This window comes from Pseudooceanicola sp. HF7, assembly GCF_011806405.1.
In the GTDB taxonomy this organism is placed as follows: domain Bacteria; phylum Pseudomonadota; class Alphaproteobacteria; order Rhodobacterales; family Rhodobacteraceae; genus Pseudooceanicola.
Map to the genome: position 1 here is coordinate 84,939 of NZ_JAATOW010000006.1, position 16,903 is coordinate 101,841.

The following is a 16,903-nucleotide window of genomic DNA, read 5'->3' on the forward strand; positions in this document are numbered from 1 at the left end:
GCGCAAGATCTGCGCCTGAATGCGGGCCGCGATGATCCGGGGTGAGGATCTGGAGCGGGTAGCGGGAATCGAACCCGCGCGTTCAGCTTGGGAAGCTGACAGGCTACCATTACATCATACCCGCCGCGTGACGGATGAGCTATTTCAACCCGGCCAGCCCGTCAAGCCCCGATCGCCCCTGGTCCCCCGGATCCCCTTCATCTGGCCAGAAATACTTCAAGGGTGAATTGGCCGCAGGCCAAGGGGGGACAGCGTCCCCCCAACCCGCAGGCCTAGCCCCGCCGGCGACGCCGCCGATCACGCCCGCCGCCCTCTCCGCCCGCGTTGAAGCTGACCTTCGGCAGCGTCACGACCTTGCCCAGTTCCGGGAAGGGATCCGTGGCATGGGGCAGGGCGTTGGCGGCGACGAAATGCGCCTGGAAGGCCGGAGCGATGGCGGTTTCGACCTTGGTGATCTTGCGCACGTTTGCCTCGATTGTCCGGCGTGCGCCGATGTTGCATAGCGCGATCCGCGCCCCCGTCCCCGCGGCATTGCCGGCGGATGTGACCTTGTCCAAGGGCGCATCCGGGATCATCCCCAGCACCATCGCATGCTTGGTCGAGATATGGGCCCCAAAGGCCCCGGCCAGCACGATCCTGTCAACCTTGTCCACGCCGCGTTCGTCCATCAGCAGGCGCGCCCCGGCATAAAGCGCGGATTTCGCCAGCTGGATGGCGCGGATATCGCCCTGGGTGACGGTCACCAGCGGGCCGCCCTCGGCGCTGCCGTCATGCAGGACATAGGCATGGGTCCGCCCCTCCGCGATGCAGCGCGGCGTGCCCACCTGTTCGGCCGATCCGATCAGGCCCGACCCATCCAGGATCCCGGCCATGCGCATTTCGGCCACCGCCTCGATGATGCCGGAGCCGCAGATGCCCGTGATGCCCGAGGCCGCCGCCTCGGCATCGAACCCCGCTTCGTCCGACCACAGCTCACAGCCGATGATGCGGAACCGGGGCTCCTTGGTTTCGGGGTTGATCTCCACCCGTTCGATGGCGCCGGGGGCGGCGCGTTGCCCGCTGCTGATCTGCGCCCCCTCAAAGGCCGGCCCGGTGGGCGAGGAACAGGCCAGCACCCGCGTCCGGTCGCCCAGCAGGATCTCTGCATTGGTGCCCACGTCGATGATCAGCACCAGGTCGTCGGATTGCTCCGGCGCCTCGGACAGGGCCACGGCGGCCGCATCCGCGCCCACATGCCCGGCGATGCAGGGCAGGATATAGGCCCGCGCCCGCGGGTTGATGGTGGTCAGGTCCAGCTCTGCGGTGGGCAGGGACAGCGACGAGGATGTCGCCAGCGCAAAGGGCGCCTGGCCCAGCTCCACCGGGTCGATCCCCAGGAAGAGGTGGTGCATGACCGGGTTGCAGACCACCACGGCCTCGACGATCAGGCTTGGATCGATGCCGGCCTCTTCGGCCAGTTCCGAGGCCAGCACGGACAGCGCCTCGCGCACCGCCTGGGTCATCTCCTTGTCGCCGCCGGGGTTCATCATCACGTAGGACACCCGGCTCATCAGGTCCTCGCCAAAGCGGATCTGCGGGTTCATCACGCCGGAGGCCGCCTTGACCGTGCCGTCCTCCAGGTCTGTCAGATGCGCCGCGATGGTGGTGGAGCCCAGGTCGATCGCCAGCCCGTAAAGCCCGCCTTCATGCAGGCCGGGCCAGATCTCGATCACCTTGGGCGCTGCGCCCGTGTGATCGTGATGCACCGCGACAGAGACCTTCCAGCCCCCCTTGCGCAGCACCGGCTGCAGCCGCGCCATCAGCGACAGCTCGGCGGTCACGCCGGTCAGGCCCCATTGGCTTTCCAGCGCCTTGGCCAACCGTTCGAAATCGCCCGTCGGCTCATGCATGTCAGGTTCTTCGACCTCAACGAAGTAAAGCCGCGTGGCCGCATCCATGATGATCTCGCGCGTGTCGGCGCGCTTGCGGATCACCTGCTTGTGTACCTGGCTTTCGGGCGGCACGTCGATCACCACGTCGCGCAGCACCTGCGCCTGACAGCCCAGGCGGCGTCCGGGCTTCAGCCCGCGCTTGTCCTCGTAACGCTGTTCGACCTTGTTCCAGTCGGACAGCGCATCGGGGTGCACGGTGACCCCATGCTTTGAGAAATCGCCATAGCTGGGCGTGATCTGGCACTTGGAGCAGATGCCCCGCCCGCCGCAGACCGAATCGAGGTCCACGCCAAGGCTGCGCGCGGCCTGAAGCACGGGCGTCCCGGCGGGGAAGCGCCCCCGCTTGCCGGACGGCGTGAAGATGACGAGGGGGTCTTTGCCGGAGGGAGAATCCTGCTGGGTGTCCTGTTCGCTCATGCTTGCCTCGCTGATTTGAAGGGCACCTTATGGAAAAGGCCGGGGAAGCTAAAGAGCCTACGCGGGGCCATCCCCGGCGCAAGGCCTCAGGCCTGCGCGGGCGCCTCCCCGGACAGCAGGTCTCCGGCCTGTTTCCGGGCGAAAGGCCGGCGCGCGCCAGCCCCGGCCCGGCGCCGCCACCGGCACGGCCGGGAGTGTTGAAAAGGCAGGCATGCAGGGCACGTTTTCGCCTTTCGCCCATAGCACATCCATGTAATAGGGAAGCGCCAAGTGAACTGACCCATGGAGATCCCCGATGGAGATTCGCGAGGCGCTTACCTTCGATGACGTGTTACTTGTTCCGGCCGCTTCCTCGGTCCTGCCTTCCACGGCGGATACGCGGACACGGGTGACCCGGCGCATTTCCCTCAACATACCGCTGCTCAGCTCGGCCATGGATACCGTGACCGAAGGGCGCATGGCGATCTGCCTGGCCCAGGCCGGCGGGATCGGGGTGATCCACAAGAACCTTGATATCCAGCAGCAGGCCGAAGAGGTCCGCCGCGTGAAACGGTTCGAAAGCGGGATCGTCTACAATCCCGTGACCCTGACCCCGGAACAGACCCTGGCCGATGCCAAGGCCCTGACCGAACGCTACGGCTTCACCGGCTTCCCCGTCGTGGATGAGGACAAGCGCGTGGTCGGCATCGTGACCAACCGCGACATGCGCTTCGCCCAGAAGGACGAAACTCCGGTCAAGGTCATGATGACCAAGGAAAACCTTGCCATCCTGGTGGAACCCGCCGACCGTCAGCAAGCCATCGAGATGATGCGCGAGCGCCGGATCGAAAAGCTGCTGGTGACCGACAACACCGGCAAGCTGACCGGGCTGCTGACGCTCAAGGATACCGAAAAGACCGTCCTCAACCCCACCGCCTGCAAGGATGAGCTGGGCCGCCTGCGCGTGGCCGCGGCCACCAGCGTCGGGGAGTCCGGCTTTGAACGCTCCCAGGCGCTGATCGATGCCGGGGTGGATATCCTGGTGGTCGATACCGCCCATGGGCACAGCCAGGGCGTCATCGACGCCGTGGCGCGGGTCAAGGCGCTGTCGAACGAGGTCCAGGTGATCGCGGGCAACGTGGCCACCGCCGCGGCCACCCGCGCGCTGATCGACGCGGGCGCGGATGCGGTCAAGGTCGGCATCGGCCCGGGCTCCATCTGCACCACGCGGATGGTCGCCGGCGTCGGCGTGCCGCAGCTGACCGCCATCATGGATTGCGCGCGCGAAGCGGGCGACGTGCCGATCATCGCGGATGGCGGCATCAAGTTCTCGGGCGATTTCGCCAAGGCGATTGCCGCCGGGGCCTCCTGCGCCATGGTCGGCTCCATGATCGCGGGCACCGATGAATCCCCGGGCGAGGTGATCCTCTACCAGGGCCGCTCCTTCAAGTCCTACCGGGGCATGGGCAGCCTGGGCGCCATGGCGCGCGGCTCTGCCGATCGCTATTTCCAGAAGGATGCCGCCAGCGACAAGCTGGTGCCCGAAGGAATCGAAGGCCAGGTGCCCTACAAGGGCTCTGCCGCCACGGTGCTGCACCAGCTGGTGGGCGGCCTGCGCGCCGCCATGGGCTATACCGGCAATGCCACGGTCGAAGACATGCGCAAGAACTGCAACTTCGTGAAGATCACCGGCGCCGGGCTCAAGGAAAGCCACGTGCACGACGTCCAGATCACCCGCGAAAGCCCGAACTACCGGATCGGCTGACCGATAGCCGGCATTTGCTCGGACAGGGGCACGCGTCACCGCAAGGGGCGCGTGCCTTTTTCATGTCACGGTCATGGCGCTGCGCCCGGGTTGCCGTGCTTTCCCCTTGTCGGGGTCGGGAGAGCTCTTGTAGGTCGGTTCGGGGCATCGCAGGCCCGTGGAGGGCAGGACATGAACACCCCGGCACAGGACTTCGACCTGGTGATCTTCGACATGGACGGCGTCCTGGTCGACAGTGAGGTCATCAGCGCGCGCCAGCTCGTCGCAGAGCTGGCCCGATACGGCGTGACGGTGGATCTGCCCTACATCGCGCGCCATTTCCTGGGGCGCTCCTACCCGGTCGTGCTGTCCCAGATCCGCGCAGAATTCGGCATCGACCTGCCCGAGGGGTTCGAGGCCGATTACCGCGCCCGCCTGCTGGCCGCCTTCGCCAAGGACCTGCAGATCATGCCCGGCGTCAGGCCTGTGCTGGATGCGCTGCGCGTGCCCTTCTGCGTCGCCACCTCCTCCAGCGCGGAAAGGGTGAAGAGTTCCCTGCAAGTCGCTGGACTGTATGATCTTTTGGGGGATCGCGTCACGACCTCTTCCGAGGTTTCGCGCGGCAAGCCGGCGCCGGATCTCTTCCTGCTGGCGGCAAGCAAACAGGGGGTCGATCCGGCCCGCTGCCTGGTGATCGAAGACAGCCTTCCGGGCATCCGCGGCGCGCTGGCGGCGGGCATGCAGGTCTGGCATTTCCGCGGTGGCAGCCACCTTCAGGGGCTGGATCTGGCGGGAGAACTTCAGGTCGCCCCACAAAGGCACTTTGCACATTTCGATGAATTGCCCCATCTTGCTCCGGGACTTTTCGGACGAGGCAGGTAACGCATGGCGAACGGCGGCGGAGATGACGGCGACTGCGCACAAAGGGACGACGCGGCCCGCGCCGCCTGGCTCTATTACGTGGGCGGGATGCGGCAGGATCGCATCGCCGAGGAAATGGGGATCTCCCGCCAGCGGGCGCAAAGGCTGGTGGCGCGGGCGGCCCAGGACGGGCTGATCCGGGTCCGCATCGACCATCCCATCGGCGCCTGCCTGGACCTTGAACGCCAGCTCATCCGGCGCTTCGGGCTGAAGCTTGCGCGGGTGGCGCCCAGCCTTGGCGGGCAGGGCGATTCCATCAAGGCGCTCACCCCCGTTGCCGCCGCAGAGCTGGAGCGCCTCTTTGCCACCAAGGAACCGCAGATCATCGGCCTTGGCACCGGGCGGACCCTGCGCGCCGTGGTTGAAAACATGCAATCCGTGGACGGCCGCCATCACAAGGTGGTCTCCCTGATCGGCAACGTGGCCCCCGATGGCTCTGCCAGCTTTTACGAGGTTGTCATGCGCTTCGCCGATCGCACCGGTGCCGCGCATTTTCCCATGTCCGTGCCGGTCATGGCGCGCGACGCAGAGGAACTCTCGCTCTACCGCTCCCTGCCGCATGTGCGCAGCAGCCGGGAGCTGGCCCAGACCGCCGGCAAGGTGATCGTCGGTATCGGCCAGATGGAAGACGATGCCCCCCTTTTCGTCGACGGATTCATCACGGCCGAGGAACTGGCCAGCCTGCGCGCTGCCGGGGCGGCCGGGGAAATCTGCGGCCATGTCTATGACGCCGACGGGCGCTACCTGGATCACGGGATCAACCGGCTGATGGTCGGCGTGCGCGTGCCGGAAAGCTCTGACGCGACGATCTGCATCGCCGGGGGTGACAAGAAAATCAAGGCCTTGCGCGCCGCTCTTAAAGGTGGCCTCGTGGCCAGCCTGATCACCGACGAACTCTCGGCACAGGCTCTTCTTTCCAGCTGACCCGCCGCCGGCGCCCCGCGCCGCACCCCGTTTCATTCTGCGTTGCGGCGGAAATGCCGCTTGACATAAGTCACGCCGTTGTGTGGGTAATAGCTCATCAACTGGGCTTTTGCTCAATCGCGCTGTGGTTGACGAAAGCACCGGAGGAGAAACGGGAGGAAAATCCATGACGCTCAATACACGCGCCCGGCTTCTGGCCTGCGCTGCTTCCGCACTTGTCGCCACGGGCGCGACGGCGGAAACCATCACCATTGCCACGGTGAACAACGGTGACATGATCCGGATGCAGGGTCTGACCGATGATTTCACCGCCCAGCACCCTGATATCGATATCGAATGGGTCACCCTGGAAGAGAACGTGCTGCGCCAGCGCGTCACCCAGGACATCGCCACCAACGGCGGCCAGTTCGACGTGATGACCATCGGCACCTACGAGGTTCCGATCTGGGCCGGGCAGGACTGGCTGGTGCCGCTGACCGACATGCCCGAAGGCTATGACGCGGATGACATCCTGCCGGCCATCGCCGGGGGCCTGACCACCGATGGCACGCTCTATGCAGCGCCCTTCTACGGCGAAAGCTCCATGGTCATGTACCGCAAGGACCTGATGGAGGCCGCCGGCATGGAAATGCCCGAAGCCCCCACCTGGGACGAGATCCGCGCCGCCGCCGAAGCCATGACCGACGAAGAGGCCGGCATCTACGGCATCTGCCTGCGCGGCAAGGCCGGCTGGGGCGAAAACATGGCCTTCCTGACCGCCATGTCCAACTCCTACGGCGCGCGCTGGTTCGACATGGACTGGAACCCGCAGTTCGACTCCGCCGAATGGAAGGCCACGCTGACCGACTACCTGGACCTGATGAACAACTACGGTCCTCCCGGTGCCTCGTCCAACGGCTTCAACGAGAACCTGGCGCTCTTCCAGCAGGGCAAATGCGGCATGTGGATCGACGCCACGGTTGCGGCCAGCTTCGTGACCAACGCCGATGAAAGCACCGTGGCAGACCAGGTCGGCTTCGCCCTGGCACCCGACAAGGGTCTGGGCAAACGCGGCAACTGGCTCTGGGCCTGGAACCTGGCCATCCCGGCCGGCACCGAAAAGGTCGATGCGGCCAAGGCCTTCGTCGCCTGGGCAACCAGCAAGGATTACACCGCGCTCGTGGCCGAGAACGAAGGCTGGGCCAACGTGCCCCCGGGCACGCGCACCTCTCTTTACGAGAACCAGGAATACCTGGACGCGGCGCCCTTCGCCCAGATGACGCTTGAATCCATCCAGGCTGCCGATCCCCAGAACCCGACCGTGGACGAAGTGCCCTATGTCGGCGTGCAGTTCGTCGCCATCCCGGAATTCCAGGGCATCGGCACGGCCGTGGGGCAGCAGTTCTCTGCCGCGCTGGCAGGCCAGATCGACGTGGATCAGGCGCTGGACAACGCCCAGAAGCTCACCGAGCGTGAGATGAAACGTTCCGGCTACATCAAGTAAGCCTGAACGCTCTGCCGGGGGCGGTCCTCCTCCGTCCCCGGCCCCAATTTCCGGCACCCGTCCTTCGGACGACGCATTTCCTGAATACTCGCTGGCAAAGGCTGATCCCATGGCTACACAGCACTCGCGCACCGCAGCAAGGCTGATGATATCGCCTTCGGTACTGCTTCTTCTTTGTTGGATGATCGTCCCGCTGGCGATGACCGTCTATTTCTCCACCCTGCGCTACAATCTGCTGATGCCGGGCAGCAATCCCTTCGTGGGCTGGGAAAACTACCAGTACTTCCTGACTGATCCCGCCTTCCTGACCGCGCTGGTGAACACGCTGCTGCTGGTCGGCGGCGTGCTGATCATCACGGTGATCGGGGGCATCCTGCTGGGGATGCTGCTGGACCAGCCCATGTGGGGGCAGGGCATCGTGCGCATCCTGGTGATCGCGCCCTTCTTCGTCATGCCGACCGTCTCGGCGCTGGTGTGGAAGAACATGTTCATGAACCCGGTGAACGGGCTTTTCGCCTATCTCGCGGAATTTCTCGGCCTGCAGCCGTTCGACTTTCTCAGCCAGGCGCCGCTCCTGTCGATCATCGGGATCGTCAGCTGGCAATGGCTGCCCTTCGCCACGCTGATCCTGCTGACCGCGATGCAGTCGCTGGACCAGGAACAGCTTGAGGCGGCAGAGATGGACGGGGCCGGGGCCTTTAGCCGCTTCATCTACATCGTCCTGCCGCACCTCAGCCGGGCGGTGACCGTGGTGATCCTGATCCAGACGATCTTCCTGCTGTCGGTCTTCGCGGAAATCCTGGTGACCACCAATGGCGGTCCGGGCAATGCCTCTACCAACCTCACCTACCTCGTTTACGCCGAAAGCCTGCTGCGCTTCGACGTGGGCACCGGCTCTGCCGGCGGGGTCGTGGCCATCGTCCTGGCCAATATCGTGGCGATCTTCCTGATGCGGATGATCGGCAAGAACCTGGACGCCTGAGGGGGAATTCATGTCACGCGCAGTCACACCGCAACGCAAGGCGTTCAACACCGCCCTGGCCTGGCTGATCGGCCTGCTGATCTTCTTCCCGATCCTCTGGACCGTCCTGACCAGCTTCAAGACGGAAGCCCAGGCCATCGCCGATCCGCCGATCTGGTTCAACTTCAACTGGACGCTTGAGAACTACTTCACCGTGCAGGAGCGCTCCAACTACTTCCGCCACTTCTGGAACTCCGTGGTGATCTCCGTCGGCTCCACCGTGATCGGGGTCGCCATTGCCGTGCCGGCCGCCTGGGCCATGGCCTTCGTGCCCGGCAAGCAGACCAAGAACCTGCTGATGTGGATGCTCTCGACCAAGATGCTGCCGCCGGTGGGCGTGCTGGTGCCGATCTACCTGATCTTCCGCAGCGTGGGCCTTCTGGATACCAAGCTGGGCCTGGTCATCGTGCTGACGCTGATCAACCTGCCGATCATCGTCTGGATGCTCTACACCTACTTCCGCGAAATCCCCGTGGATATCCTGGAAGCCGCCCGCATGGACGGGGCCAGCCTGCGCAACGAGGTCATCTATGTCCTCCTGCCCATGGCCGTGCCCGGCATCGCATCCACCCTGCTGCTCAACATCATCCTCGCCTGGAACGAGGCCTTCTGGACCCTGAACCTGACCGCTGCCAAGGCCGCGCCGCTGACGGCCTTCATCGCCAGCTACTCCAGTCCCGAAGGGCTCTTCTACGCCAAGCTTTCGGCCGCCTCGACAATGGCGATCGCGCCGATCCTCATCATGGGCTGGTTCAGCCAGAAACAGCTGGTCCGGGGTCTCACCTTCGGCGCCGTGAAGTAAGGAATAATAACGATGGGACGTATCACACTCGACCAGGTGACCAAGAGCTTTGGCGCCGTAGAGGTCATCCCCCCGCTGAACCTGACGATCGACGAGGGCGAATTCGTGGTCTTCGTCGGCCCCTCGGGCTGCGGCAAGTCCACGCTGCTTCGCCTGATCGCGGGGCTTGAGGATGTCTCCTCGGGCGAAATCCGCATCGATCGGGAGGTGGCCACCCACCTGCCGCCGGCCAAGCGCGGCCTGGCGATGGTCTTCCAAAGCTACGCGCTTTATCCGCATATGTCGGTGCGCAAGAACATCGCCTTCCCGCTGAAGATGGCCGGGATGGACAAGGCCGAACAGGACAAGCGCGTCGACTATGCCGCCGGGGTGCTGAACCTGACGGACTACCTTGATCGCCGCCCCGGCCAGCTTTCGGGCGGGCAGCGCCAGCGGGTCGCCATCGGGCGGGCCATCGTGCGCGAACCGGCGGCCTTCCTCTTTGATGAGCCGCTGTCGAACCTCGACGCGGCGCTGCGGGTGGGCATGCGGCTTGAGATCTCAGAGCTGCACGAACGCCTCAAGACCACGATGATCTACGTCACCCACGACCAGGTCGAAGCCATGACCATGGCCGACAAGATCGTGGTGCTGCACGCCGGGGTGATCGAACAGGTCGGCTCTCCGCTTGAGCTCTATCACACCCCGCGCAACAAGTTCGTCGCCGGCTTCATCGGCAGCCCCAAGATGAACATCCTGGAAGGGCCCGTGGCCGCGCAGCACAACGCCAGCGCCATCGGCGTGCGCCCCGAACACCTGGCCAGCTCCGCCGAAAGCGGCACCTGGGAAGGCCGGGTGGGGGTCAGCGAACACCTGGGCTCGGATACCTTCTTCCATGTCCATGACACCGGGCTGGCTGAAACCATCACCGTGCGCGCCTCGGGGGAAATGCCGCTGCGCCACGGGGATCGCATCTTCCTGACGCCGGACCCGGACAAGATCCATCGCTTCGACGCGGAGGGGCTGCGGATGCCGTGACGGCCCGCGCCCGATGAGCGCCCGGATCCCCGGGGGCAGACCACCAACATGGCCAGCCAGGCCGATTACATCGTTGCCCGGGCACAAAACGCCCGTGGCGGCAACTGGATGAGCTGAGCGCTCGAAAGAGGCTCGAAAGACGGAGGCTGATATGAAGCTTGCGATGACGCAGCTCGCGGGGCTGCGCCCGGATATTGCTGTGCCTGCCTATGACCGGGCAGGGCTGAGCCACGGGATCGTCCACGTGGGGCTGGGGAATTTCCACCGCGCGCACCAGGCGGTCTACCTGGATGATCTGTTCAACCTCGGGTTGGACCACGACTGGGCGCTGACGGGCGCCGGGGTGCGGGCGCCGGATGCAGAGATGCGCGAAAAGCTGAAGGCCCAGGATTACCTCTCCACGGTGATCGAGATGGAGGCCGGGGAAACCCGCGCCCGCATCATCGGCTCGATGATCGATTTCGTCCCCGTGGCCGAAGACAACGCGCCCCTGATTGCCAAGATGGCCAAACCGGATACGCGGATCGTGGCGCTGACGGTGACGGAAGGGGGCTATTTCGTCTCTGCTGAAACCGGCACCTTCGATCCCGACAGCCCAGAGATCCGCGCCGATGCCACCCGTCCGGAGGCCCCGCATACGGTCTTCGGCGCGATAGTCGCCGCCCTGCGCGCCCGCCGCGCCGCCGATATCCCGCCCTTCACGGTGATGTCCTGTGACAACCTGCCCGGCAATGGCGACGTGACCCGCGACGCGGTCGTGGGGTTTGCCCAGCTGGTCGACCTTGAGCTTGCCGACTGGATCGAGGGGCAGGTGGCCTTTCCCAACGGGATGGTGGACCGCATCACGCCCGCCACGGGGGATCGCGAACGCGCCTTGGCGGCGGACTGCGGGATCGACGATCCCGTGCCGGTCACCTGCGAACCCTTCCGCCAATGGGTGCTTGAGGACAAGTTCCCGCTGGGCCGTCCCCGGCTTGAGGAGGTGGGGGTCACCTTCACCGATGACGTCCACGCCTATGAGCGGATGAAGATCCGCATCCTGAACGGCGGCCATGCGATCATCGCCTATCCCGGCGCGCTGCTGGGCTGCACCCTCGTGCATGAGGCCATGGCCCACCCGCTGGTCCATGCCTTCCTGCGCAAGGTAGAGGAAGAAGAGATCCTGCCGCTTGTCCATGCCGTGCCGGAGTTCACGCCGGAAGCCTACCTTGAGCTCATCGAGGAGCGGTTTTCAAACCCCGCGGTCGAAGACACCGTGCGGCGGCTCTGCCTGGATGGCTCCAACCGGCAACCCAAGTTCATCGTCCCTTCCATCGTGGATGGTCTGGCGGCGGGCAGGCCGGTCAACGGGCTGGCGTTGCTTTCCGCGCTCTGGTGCCGCTACTGCGCCGGCGTGCTGGAAGACGGCACAGAGGTGGCGCCCAACGATCCCAACTGGGACCGGCTGACAGAGATCGCGCAGAAAGCCCGCGAGAACCCCGGCGAATGGCTGGCCCAGAAAGAGATCTACGGCAGCGTCTCCGCCAACGCGGCCTTTGCCGTGGCCTTCGCCGGCTGGCTGGAGATGCTCTGGGACAAGGGCACCGCGGCCACGCTTGAAACCTACCTGCAGGGCTAGGTTTCCCGCCATTCGGCAGTGAGGCGGAACACGAAAAAGGGGCGCCACGGCGCCCCTTCTGCTGTCTGAAAAACCCGTTGGATCGGCCCCGGATCACTCCACCAGCTCATGCTTCCAGGGCGGGTTGGCCCCGGCGCGTGACACGGTGACGGCGGCGACCTTGGCGCCAAAGTCCAGCGCCTCGAACAGGGCATCGGCCTCGATTTCGGCCAGGCCCTGCTTGGTCAGCAGTCCGGATTCGGAGAGGGCGCAAAGCACGCCCGCGTTGAAGGTGTCGCCCGCGCCCACGGTATCCGCGACATCGGCCCGGCGCGCCGGCACATGCAGGCTTTGGCTGTCCCCGAAATAGGCCGAGGCTCCCTCGCTGCCGCGGGTCAGCACGACGATCCGCGCGCCCTTGGCCAGCAGCGCAAAGGCCTTTTCATCCAGCGTTGCCCGCTCCGGCGCCAGCCATTCCAGGTCCTCGTCCGAGATCTTCACGATATCGGCCTGGGCCAGCATCGCGTCCAGGCGGGCGCGGAAGCGGTCCTCGTCCTGGATGAACCCGGGGCGGATGTTGGGATCGATCATGATCACCCGTTTCGCGGCTTCGCGGGCGCAGAGCGCGGCATAGGTGTCTGCCCCCGGCTCGGACGCCAGGCTGATCCCGCCGAAATACAGCGCCTCCGTCTCCTCGGGCAGGTCGGGCAGGTCTTCCTCCCGGATCATCCGCCCGGCGGAGTTCTCATCGTAGAACAGGTAGCTTGCCTTGCCCTCCACCAGGGTAACGAAGGCCAGGGTGGTCGGCAGGTCGGACCGCATCAGCAGATCCGTCTTCACGCCAGAGGCCTCAAGCCCATGGGCCAGCTGCACGCCGAAAAGATCGGTCGAAATGCCGGAGACCATGGCGCACTCACGCCCCAGCCGCCCCAGCGCGATGGCGGTGTTGAAGATTGCGCCGCCGTCATGGGGCACGAAGCCCTCCTTGCCCGTTTCGGTCGCAGTGGGGATCATGTCGATAAGGGCTTCGCCGCAGCAAATCAGCACGTTTCGCTTCCTTTCGGGAAAGAGTGGCGGCGTCTTTCGGATGGCTGATCCGAACCGGCGCCTGATGCCTGTAATCCGTAGAATACTCCCGGTCTCAAGTCGAGCGTGCGCACCCCGTTTTCCCCCCGTTTCAACGTGACAAAAACGCCGCATCCCGGCGCTTTGCCGCCCATGGCTTACGCAGCGGGACCGGTGGCCAATCCGAAGCAGGACGTTCCAGCATCCCCGGGCCCCTGACAGCCGCCAGCGGGAAAGTGCCGCCTGTGGATAACTCTGTTAAGCGTTTGCCCCTCCCGGCCCGATTGCATCACTTTCCAGTGGTTTCCCCCGCGCCTCGGGTGCTTTGCCTGCGCTCCAGGCGGATGGCGGGGGCCGATTTGCTGACTCCGGGGTAGGGCCAAATCGGCCCTTTTATTTTCAATAGCTTACGCAACGTCGCCTGAGCTATCGCGGCGATCTCCGCGCGTATCGGGCGGGCAGGCCCGCCGCGCCAGCTCTCAAAACGGCCCTCCAAAGCCACGCGCACAGGCAAATTTCGGCCCGCGCGGGCATCGGTGGATAGTCCTCGTTGCAGGCCTGTGTCCGATGGGACATGCGCCCGGCTCTTGCAGCCTGCCACGGCCTCGGCCATGATTCCCGCCAGTAAAGGAGCGTGCATGACAAGCAACCTGCCAGACGACCCCTCCGCCGCCCTGCAGCAGAACCCGCACCGGATCTCCGAACGGCGGGAAAAGTCGCTTGAACTGGCCATCGGTCGCGAGGTCCGCGCGCAGCGCAAGCACCAGCGCATGACCGTGGCGGAGCTCTCCGAAAAGACCGGCATCAGCGCCGGCATGCTCTCCAAGATCGAGAACGGCGCGACCTCGCCCTCGCTCTCCACCCTGCAGGCCCTGGCCCATGCGCTTGGCGTGCCGATCCTGACCCTGTTCCAGGCCTATGACGAACCCCGCGGCGTCATGCACGTGAAGGCCGGGCAGGGGGTAGAGGTCAGCCGCACCGGCACCCGCGCCGGGCACCAGTACAACCTGCTGGGCCATATCGGCTCTTCCGCGGCGGGGGTGGTGGTGGAACCCTACCTGATCACGCTCAGCGAAACCTCGGACATCTTCCCCACCTTCCAGCACGAAGGGATCGAGCTGATCTACATGCTGGAGGGCGTGCTGGAATACCGCCACGGCGAAAGCATGTTCCGGCTGGAACCGGGCGACAGCCTGTTCTTCGATGCCGATGCCCCCCATGGCCCCGAAGGGCTGGTCCAGCTGCCCGCGCGCTATCTCTCGGTGATTTCCTACCCCCAGACTAGCACCTGAAATCCGGCAGCTGACGCCGGGCCGCTGACCACCCGCAGCCAATCGGCAAAAGCGGGCCTTCCCTTGCGCAGCGCCGGTCGGAGGAGTACGGGAAGGGCCTCAGATCCCAGGGCTCCGGAGGTATCATGGACCAGTTGGTGAAACCTGCCGATACGGCTGTCGAAGCGGTCCGCGCGGCCTTGAAGGAAACCTTCGGCGACAGGCTCCAGACCGGCGCGACGCTGTGCGAACAGCACGCCAATACCGCCACCGGGCGCGGCACCCAGCCCCCGGACATGGTCGTCTATCCCGAAACCACGCAGGAAGTGGCCACGATCGCGCGGCTCTGCCACGCCCATTGCGTGCCCCTCATTCCCTTCGGCGCGGGCTCTTCGCTGGAAGGGCAGCTGAATGCCCCCTGCGGCGGCGTCTCCATCGACATGATGAAGATGGACACGATCAAGGAGATCAATCCAGAGGACCTGATCGCCGTGGTCGGCCCCGGCATCACCCGCAAGCGGCTCAATACGGAGCTGCGCCATACCGGCCTGCAATTCCCCATCGACCCCGGTGCCGATGCCTCCATCGGCGGCATGTGCGCCACGCGCGCCTCCGGCACCAATGCCGTGCGCTATGGCACCATGGCAGAAAACGTCCTCTCGCTAGAGGCCGTCATGGCCGATGGCACGGTGATCCGCACCGGCAGCCGCGCGGTCAAAAGCGCCGCCGGCTATGACCTGACCCGCCTGCTGATCGGCTCCGAAGGCACGCTTGGCATCATCACAGAGGTGACCCTGCGCCTGCGCGGCATCCCCGAGGAGACCATCGGCGGCGTCGCCGGTTTCCCGGATCTCGACAGCGCCGTGGCGGCGGTGATCATCATGGTGCAGATCGGGCTGGACGTGGGCCGGGTTGAGCTTCTGGATCCCACCCAGATCCGCGCCTGCAATGCCTATTCCAACCTGACCCTGCCCGAAGTGCCCACGCTGTTCTTCGAATGCACCGGCACCGATGCCGCCGCGCGCGACACCGCGCGCCTCTTTGCGGAAATCGCCGAAGAGCAGGGCGCTCAAAGCATCGAATGGACTGCCGCGCGCGAAGCCCGCAACAAGCTCTGGCAGGCTCGCCATGACAGCTACTGGGCCGCGCTTGCGCTGCGTCCGGGCTGCAAGGGGCTGGTCTCTGACGCCTGCGTGCCGATCTCCGAACTGGCGGCCAATATCACCGCGGCGCGCGACGACCTGGAAGCGCGCGGGCTGATCGGCACCATCCTGGGCCACGTGGGCGATGGCAACTTCCACGTCGTCCTGATGACCGATCCCGAGGATTCCGCCGAAGCCGAACATGTGGAGGCCTTCCTCAAGGGCATCACCCAGCGGGCCCAGGCCTGCGGTGGCACCTGCACCGGCGAACACGGCATCGGGCAGGGCAAGATCGCCTCCCTCGCGGATGAGGCCGGGGCCTCCCTTGGGGTGATGCAGGCGGTGAAGGCGGCGCTTGATCCGCGCAATATCCTCAACCCGGGCAAGATGTTCGCAGTCGCGGGGCAGGGCGCATGACCCCCGCCGCGCGGATTGCCACGGCGGCAGAACTGCTTGACCTGATCCTGGACGGCACGCCGGCGGAAAAGGCGCTGACGGGCTGGGCCCGGCGGTCCCGCTTCGCCGGCTCCAAGGATCGCGCGGCCATTCGGGACCATGTCTTTGACGCGCTGCGCTGCCGCCGTTCCTTCGCCGCCCTTGGCGGGGCGATGACCGGCAAGGGGCTGATGATCGGCATGTTGCGCGCTGCGGGCACCGATCCCGAAACCATCTATACCGGCGAAGGCCATGCGCCCGCGCCCCTCACCCCTGAAGAGCTTGCGGCGGGCCATGCGCCGGCCGCCGGGGCAGAGGCCGCGGATATGCCCGATTGGGTCTGGCCGCTGTTGGAAAACGCCCTTGGCGACAAGGCGCAGCCGGTGGCTGAGATGCTGCGCCATCGCGCCCCGGTCCATATCCGGGTGAACCTGGCCCAGGGCAGCCGCGACGCGCTGATCGACAGCCTGGCGCAGGAACAGATCACCGCGATGCCGGTGGACCTCTCCGACACCGCCTTGGCCGTGACCGAAGGTGCGCGCCGCCTTGCGGGCAGCCGGGCCTTTGCCAATGGCGCCTTCGAGATGCAGGATGCCGCCAGCCAGGCGGTCTGCGCCGCCATTCCGCTCAGCGATGGGCAGAAGGTGCTGGATTACTGCGCCGGCGGCGGCGGCAAGAGCCTCGCGCTCGGGGCCCGTGCCCGGCTGGAGATCCTGGCCCATGACGCCGCGCCAGAGCGGATGCGCGACCTGCCGGCGCGTGCCGAACGCGCAGGGCTGTCCGTGACGCTTGCCGACAAGGCTGCGCTTTCGGCGGCTGCGCCCTTTGACCTGGTGCTTTGCGATGTGCCCTGTTCGGGCAGCGGTGCCTGGCGCCGCGCGCCAGAGGGCAAGTGGCTGCTCAGCGATACCCGCCTGGCAGAGCTGCGGCGCATCCAGCTTGAGATCCTGTCGGAAACCGCGCCGCTGGTCGCGCCGGGCGGTTGCCTGGCCTATGTGACCTGCTCTCTCTTCGATGAAGAGAACAGCGCGCAGGTAGCCGGCTTCCTGTCCCAGGCCTCTGGCTGGCAGCTGGAAAGCGAAGGGCACTGGACCCCACTGGATGGCGGCGACGGCTTCTACCTGGCAGTCCTGCGCCGCAGCTGAGGGGGCGTG

Annotated in this window: 13 protein-coding genes and 1 tRNA gene; 11 read left to right on the forward strand and 3 right to left on the reverse strand. The window is 65.9% G+C overall.

Annotated features, from left to right (window positions below):
* Positions 1–50 precede the first annotated feature (50 nt).
* Both HCZ97_RS05170 and HCZ97_RS05175 read right to left on the reverse strand, forming a co-directional pair.
* A tRNA-Gly gene (locus tag HCZ97_RS05170) sits at positions 51–124 on the reverse strand.
* A 148-nt stretch (positions 125–272) separates the two neighbouring features.
* Positions 273–2,348: an ASKHA domain-containing protein gene (locus tag HCZ97_RS05175; RefSeq protein WP_167687613.1), complete on the reverse strand. Its 2,076-nt coding sequence runs from the start codon at positions 2,346–2,348 to the stop codon at positions 273–275.
* Between the two features lie 295 nt (positions 2,349–2,643).
* Between HCZ97_RS05175 and guaB the strand changes: the two genes are divergently transcribed.
* From guaB to HCZ97_RS05215, 8 genes are all read left to right on the forward strand, one after another.
* Positions 2,644–4,092, forward strand: coding sequence for an IMP dehydrogenase (guaB, locus tag HCZ97_RS05180; RefSeq protein WP_167687614.1), 1,449 nt, complete (start codon positions 2,644–2,646; stop codon positions 4,090–4,092).
* Positions 4,093–4,263: 171 nt separating this feature from the next.
* Complete coding sequence (locus HCZ97_RS05185) at positions 4,264–4,953, forward strand: HAD family phosphatase (RefSeq protein WP_167687615.1); 690 nt, start codon at positions 4,264–4,266, stop codon at positions 4,951–4,953.
* Between the two features lie 3 nt (positions 4,954–4,956).
* Positions 4,957–5,916, forward strand: a complete 960-nt coding sequence (locus tag HCZ97_RS05190) for a sugar-binding transcriptional regulator (RefSeq protein WP_167687616.1) — start codon at positions 4,957–4,959, stop codon at positions 5,914–5,916.
* A 166-nt stretch (positions 5,917–6,082) separates the two neighbouring features.
* Positions 6,083–7,399, forward strand: coding sequence for a sugar ABC transporter substrate-binding protein (locus HCZ97_RS05195; protein ID WP_167687617.1), 1,317 nt, complete (start codon positions 6,083–6,085; stop codon positions 7,397–7,399).
* A 109-nt stretch (positions 7,400–7,508) separates the two neighbouring features.
* Positions 7,509–8,381, forward strand: coding sequence for a carbohydrate ABC transporter permease (locus HCZ97_RS05200; RefSeq protein ID WP_167687618.1), 873 nt, complete (start codon positions 7,509–7,511; stop codon positions 8,379–8,381).
* A 10-nt stretch (positions 8,382–8,391) separates the two neighbouring features.
* A complete protein-coding gene (locus HCZ97_RS05205) occupies positions 8,392–9,222 on the forward strand; it encodes a carbohydrate ABC transporter permease (protein ID WP_167687619.1) in 831 nt (276 codons plus the stop codon).
* Between the two features lie 12 nt (positions 9,223–9,234).
* Positions 9,235–10,239: an ABC transporter ATP-binding protein gene (locus tag HCZ97_RS05210; protein ID WP_167687620.1), complete on the forward strand. Its 1,005-nt coding sequence runs from the start codon at positions 9,235–9,237 to the stop codon at positions 10,237–10,239.
* 151 nt (positions 10,240–10,390) lie between these two features.
* Positions 10,391–11,857: a mannitol dehydrogenase family protein gene (locus HCZ97_RS05215; protein ID WP_167687621.1), complete on the forward strand. Its 1,467-nt coding sequence runs from the start codon at positions 10,391–10,393 to the stop codon at positions 11,855–11,857.
* A gap of 93 nt (positions 11,858–11,950) precedes the next feature.
* On the opposite strand, the gene HCZ97_RS05220 is transcribed toward HCZ97_RS05215, so the two are convergent.
* Complete coding sequence (locus HCZ97_RS05220) at positions 11,951–12,883, reverse strand: carbohydrate kinase (RefSeq protein ID WP_167687622.1); 933 nt, start codon at positions 12,881–12,883, stop codon at positions 11,951–11,953.
* A 656-nt stretch (positions 12,884–13,539) separates the two neighbouring features.
* Here HCZ97_RS05220 and HCZ97_RS05225 point away from each other — a divergent pair.
* From HCZ97_RS05225 to HCZ97_RS05235, 3 genes are all read left to right on the forward strand, one after another.
* On the forward strand, positions 13,540–14,193 hold the full coding sequence (locus HCZ97_RS05225; protein ID WP_175581641.1) for an XRE family transcriptional regulator: 654 nt from the start codon (positions 13,540–13,542) through the stop codon (positions 14,191–14,193).
* Between the two features lie 125 nt (positions 14,194–14,318).
* Complete coding sequence (locus HCZ97_RS05230) at positions 14,319–15,731, forward strand: FAD-binding oxidoreductase (protein WP_167687623.1); 1,413 nt, start codon at positions 14,319–14,321, stop codon at positions 15,729–15,731.
* A complete protein-coding gene (locus HCZ97_RS05235) occupies positions 15,728–16,894 on the forward strand; it encodes an RsmB/NOP family class I SAM-dependent RNA methyltransferase (RefSeq protein WP_167687624.1) in 1,167 nt (388 codons plus the stop codon). Before HCZ97_RS05230 ends, HCZ97_RS05235 begins: the two co-directional genes overlap by 4 nt.
* Positions 16,895–16,903 lie beyond the last annotated feature (9 nt).

Coding starts and splice junctions, on each gene's coding strand:
- HCZ97_RS05175 (WP_167687613.1), bottom strand. CDS start 2,348: ATGAGCGAACAGGACACCCAGCAGGATTCTCCCTCCGGCAAAGACCCC.
- HCZ97_RS05235 (WP_167687624.1), top strand. CDS start 15,728: ATGACCCCCGCCGCGCGGATTGCCACGGCGGCAGAACTGCTTGACCTG.
- HCZ97_RS05230 (WP_167687623.1), top strand. CDS start 14,319: ATGGACCAGTTGGTGAAACCTGCCGATACGGCTGTCGAAGCGGTCCGC.
- HCZ97_RS05185 (WP_167687615.1), top strand. CDS start 4,264: ATGAACACCCCGGCACAGGACTTCGACCTGGTGATCTTCGACATGGAC.
- HCZ97_RS05190 (WP_167687616.1), top strand. CDS start 4,957: ATGGCGAACGGCGGCGGAGATGACGGCGACTGCGCACAAAGGGACGAC.
- HCZ97_RS05225 (WP_175581641.1), top strand. CDS start 13,540: ATGACAAGCAACCTGCCAGACGACCCCTCCGCCGCCCTGCAGCAGAAC.
- HCZ97_RS05195 (WP_167687617.1), top strand. CDS start 6,083: ATGACGCTCAATACACGCGCCCGGCTTCTGGCCTGCGCTGCTTCCGCA.
- HCZ97_RS05200 (WP_167687618.1), top strand. CDS start 7,509: ATGGCTACACAGCACTCGCGCACCGCAGCAAGGCTGATGATATCGCCT.
- HCZ97_RS05205 (WP_167687619.1), top strand. CDS start 8,392: ATGTCACGCGCAGTCACACCGCAACGCAAGGCGTTCAACACCGCCCTG.
- guaB (WP_167687614.1), top strand. CDS start 2,644: ATGGAGATTCGCGAGGCGCTTACCTTCGATGACGTGTTACTTGTTCCG.
- HCZ97_RS05215 (WP_167687621.1), top strand. CDS start 10,391: ATGAAGCTTGCGATGACGCAGCTCGCGGGGCTGCGCCCGGATATTGCT.
- HCZ97_RS05210 (WP_167687620.1), top strand. CDS start 9,235: ATGGGACGTATCACACTCGACCAGGTGACCAAGAGCTTTGGCGCCGTA.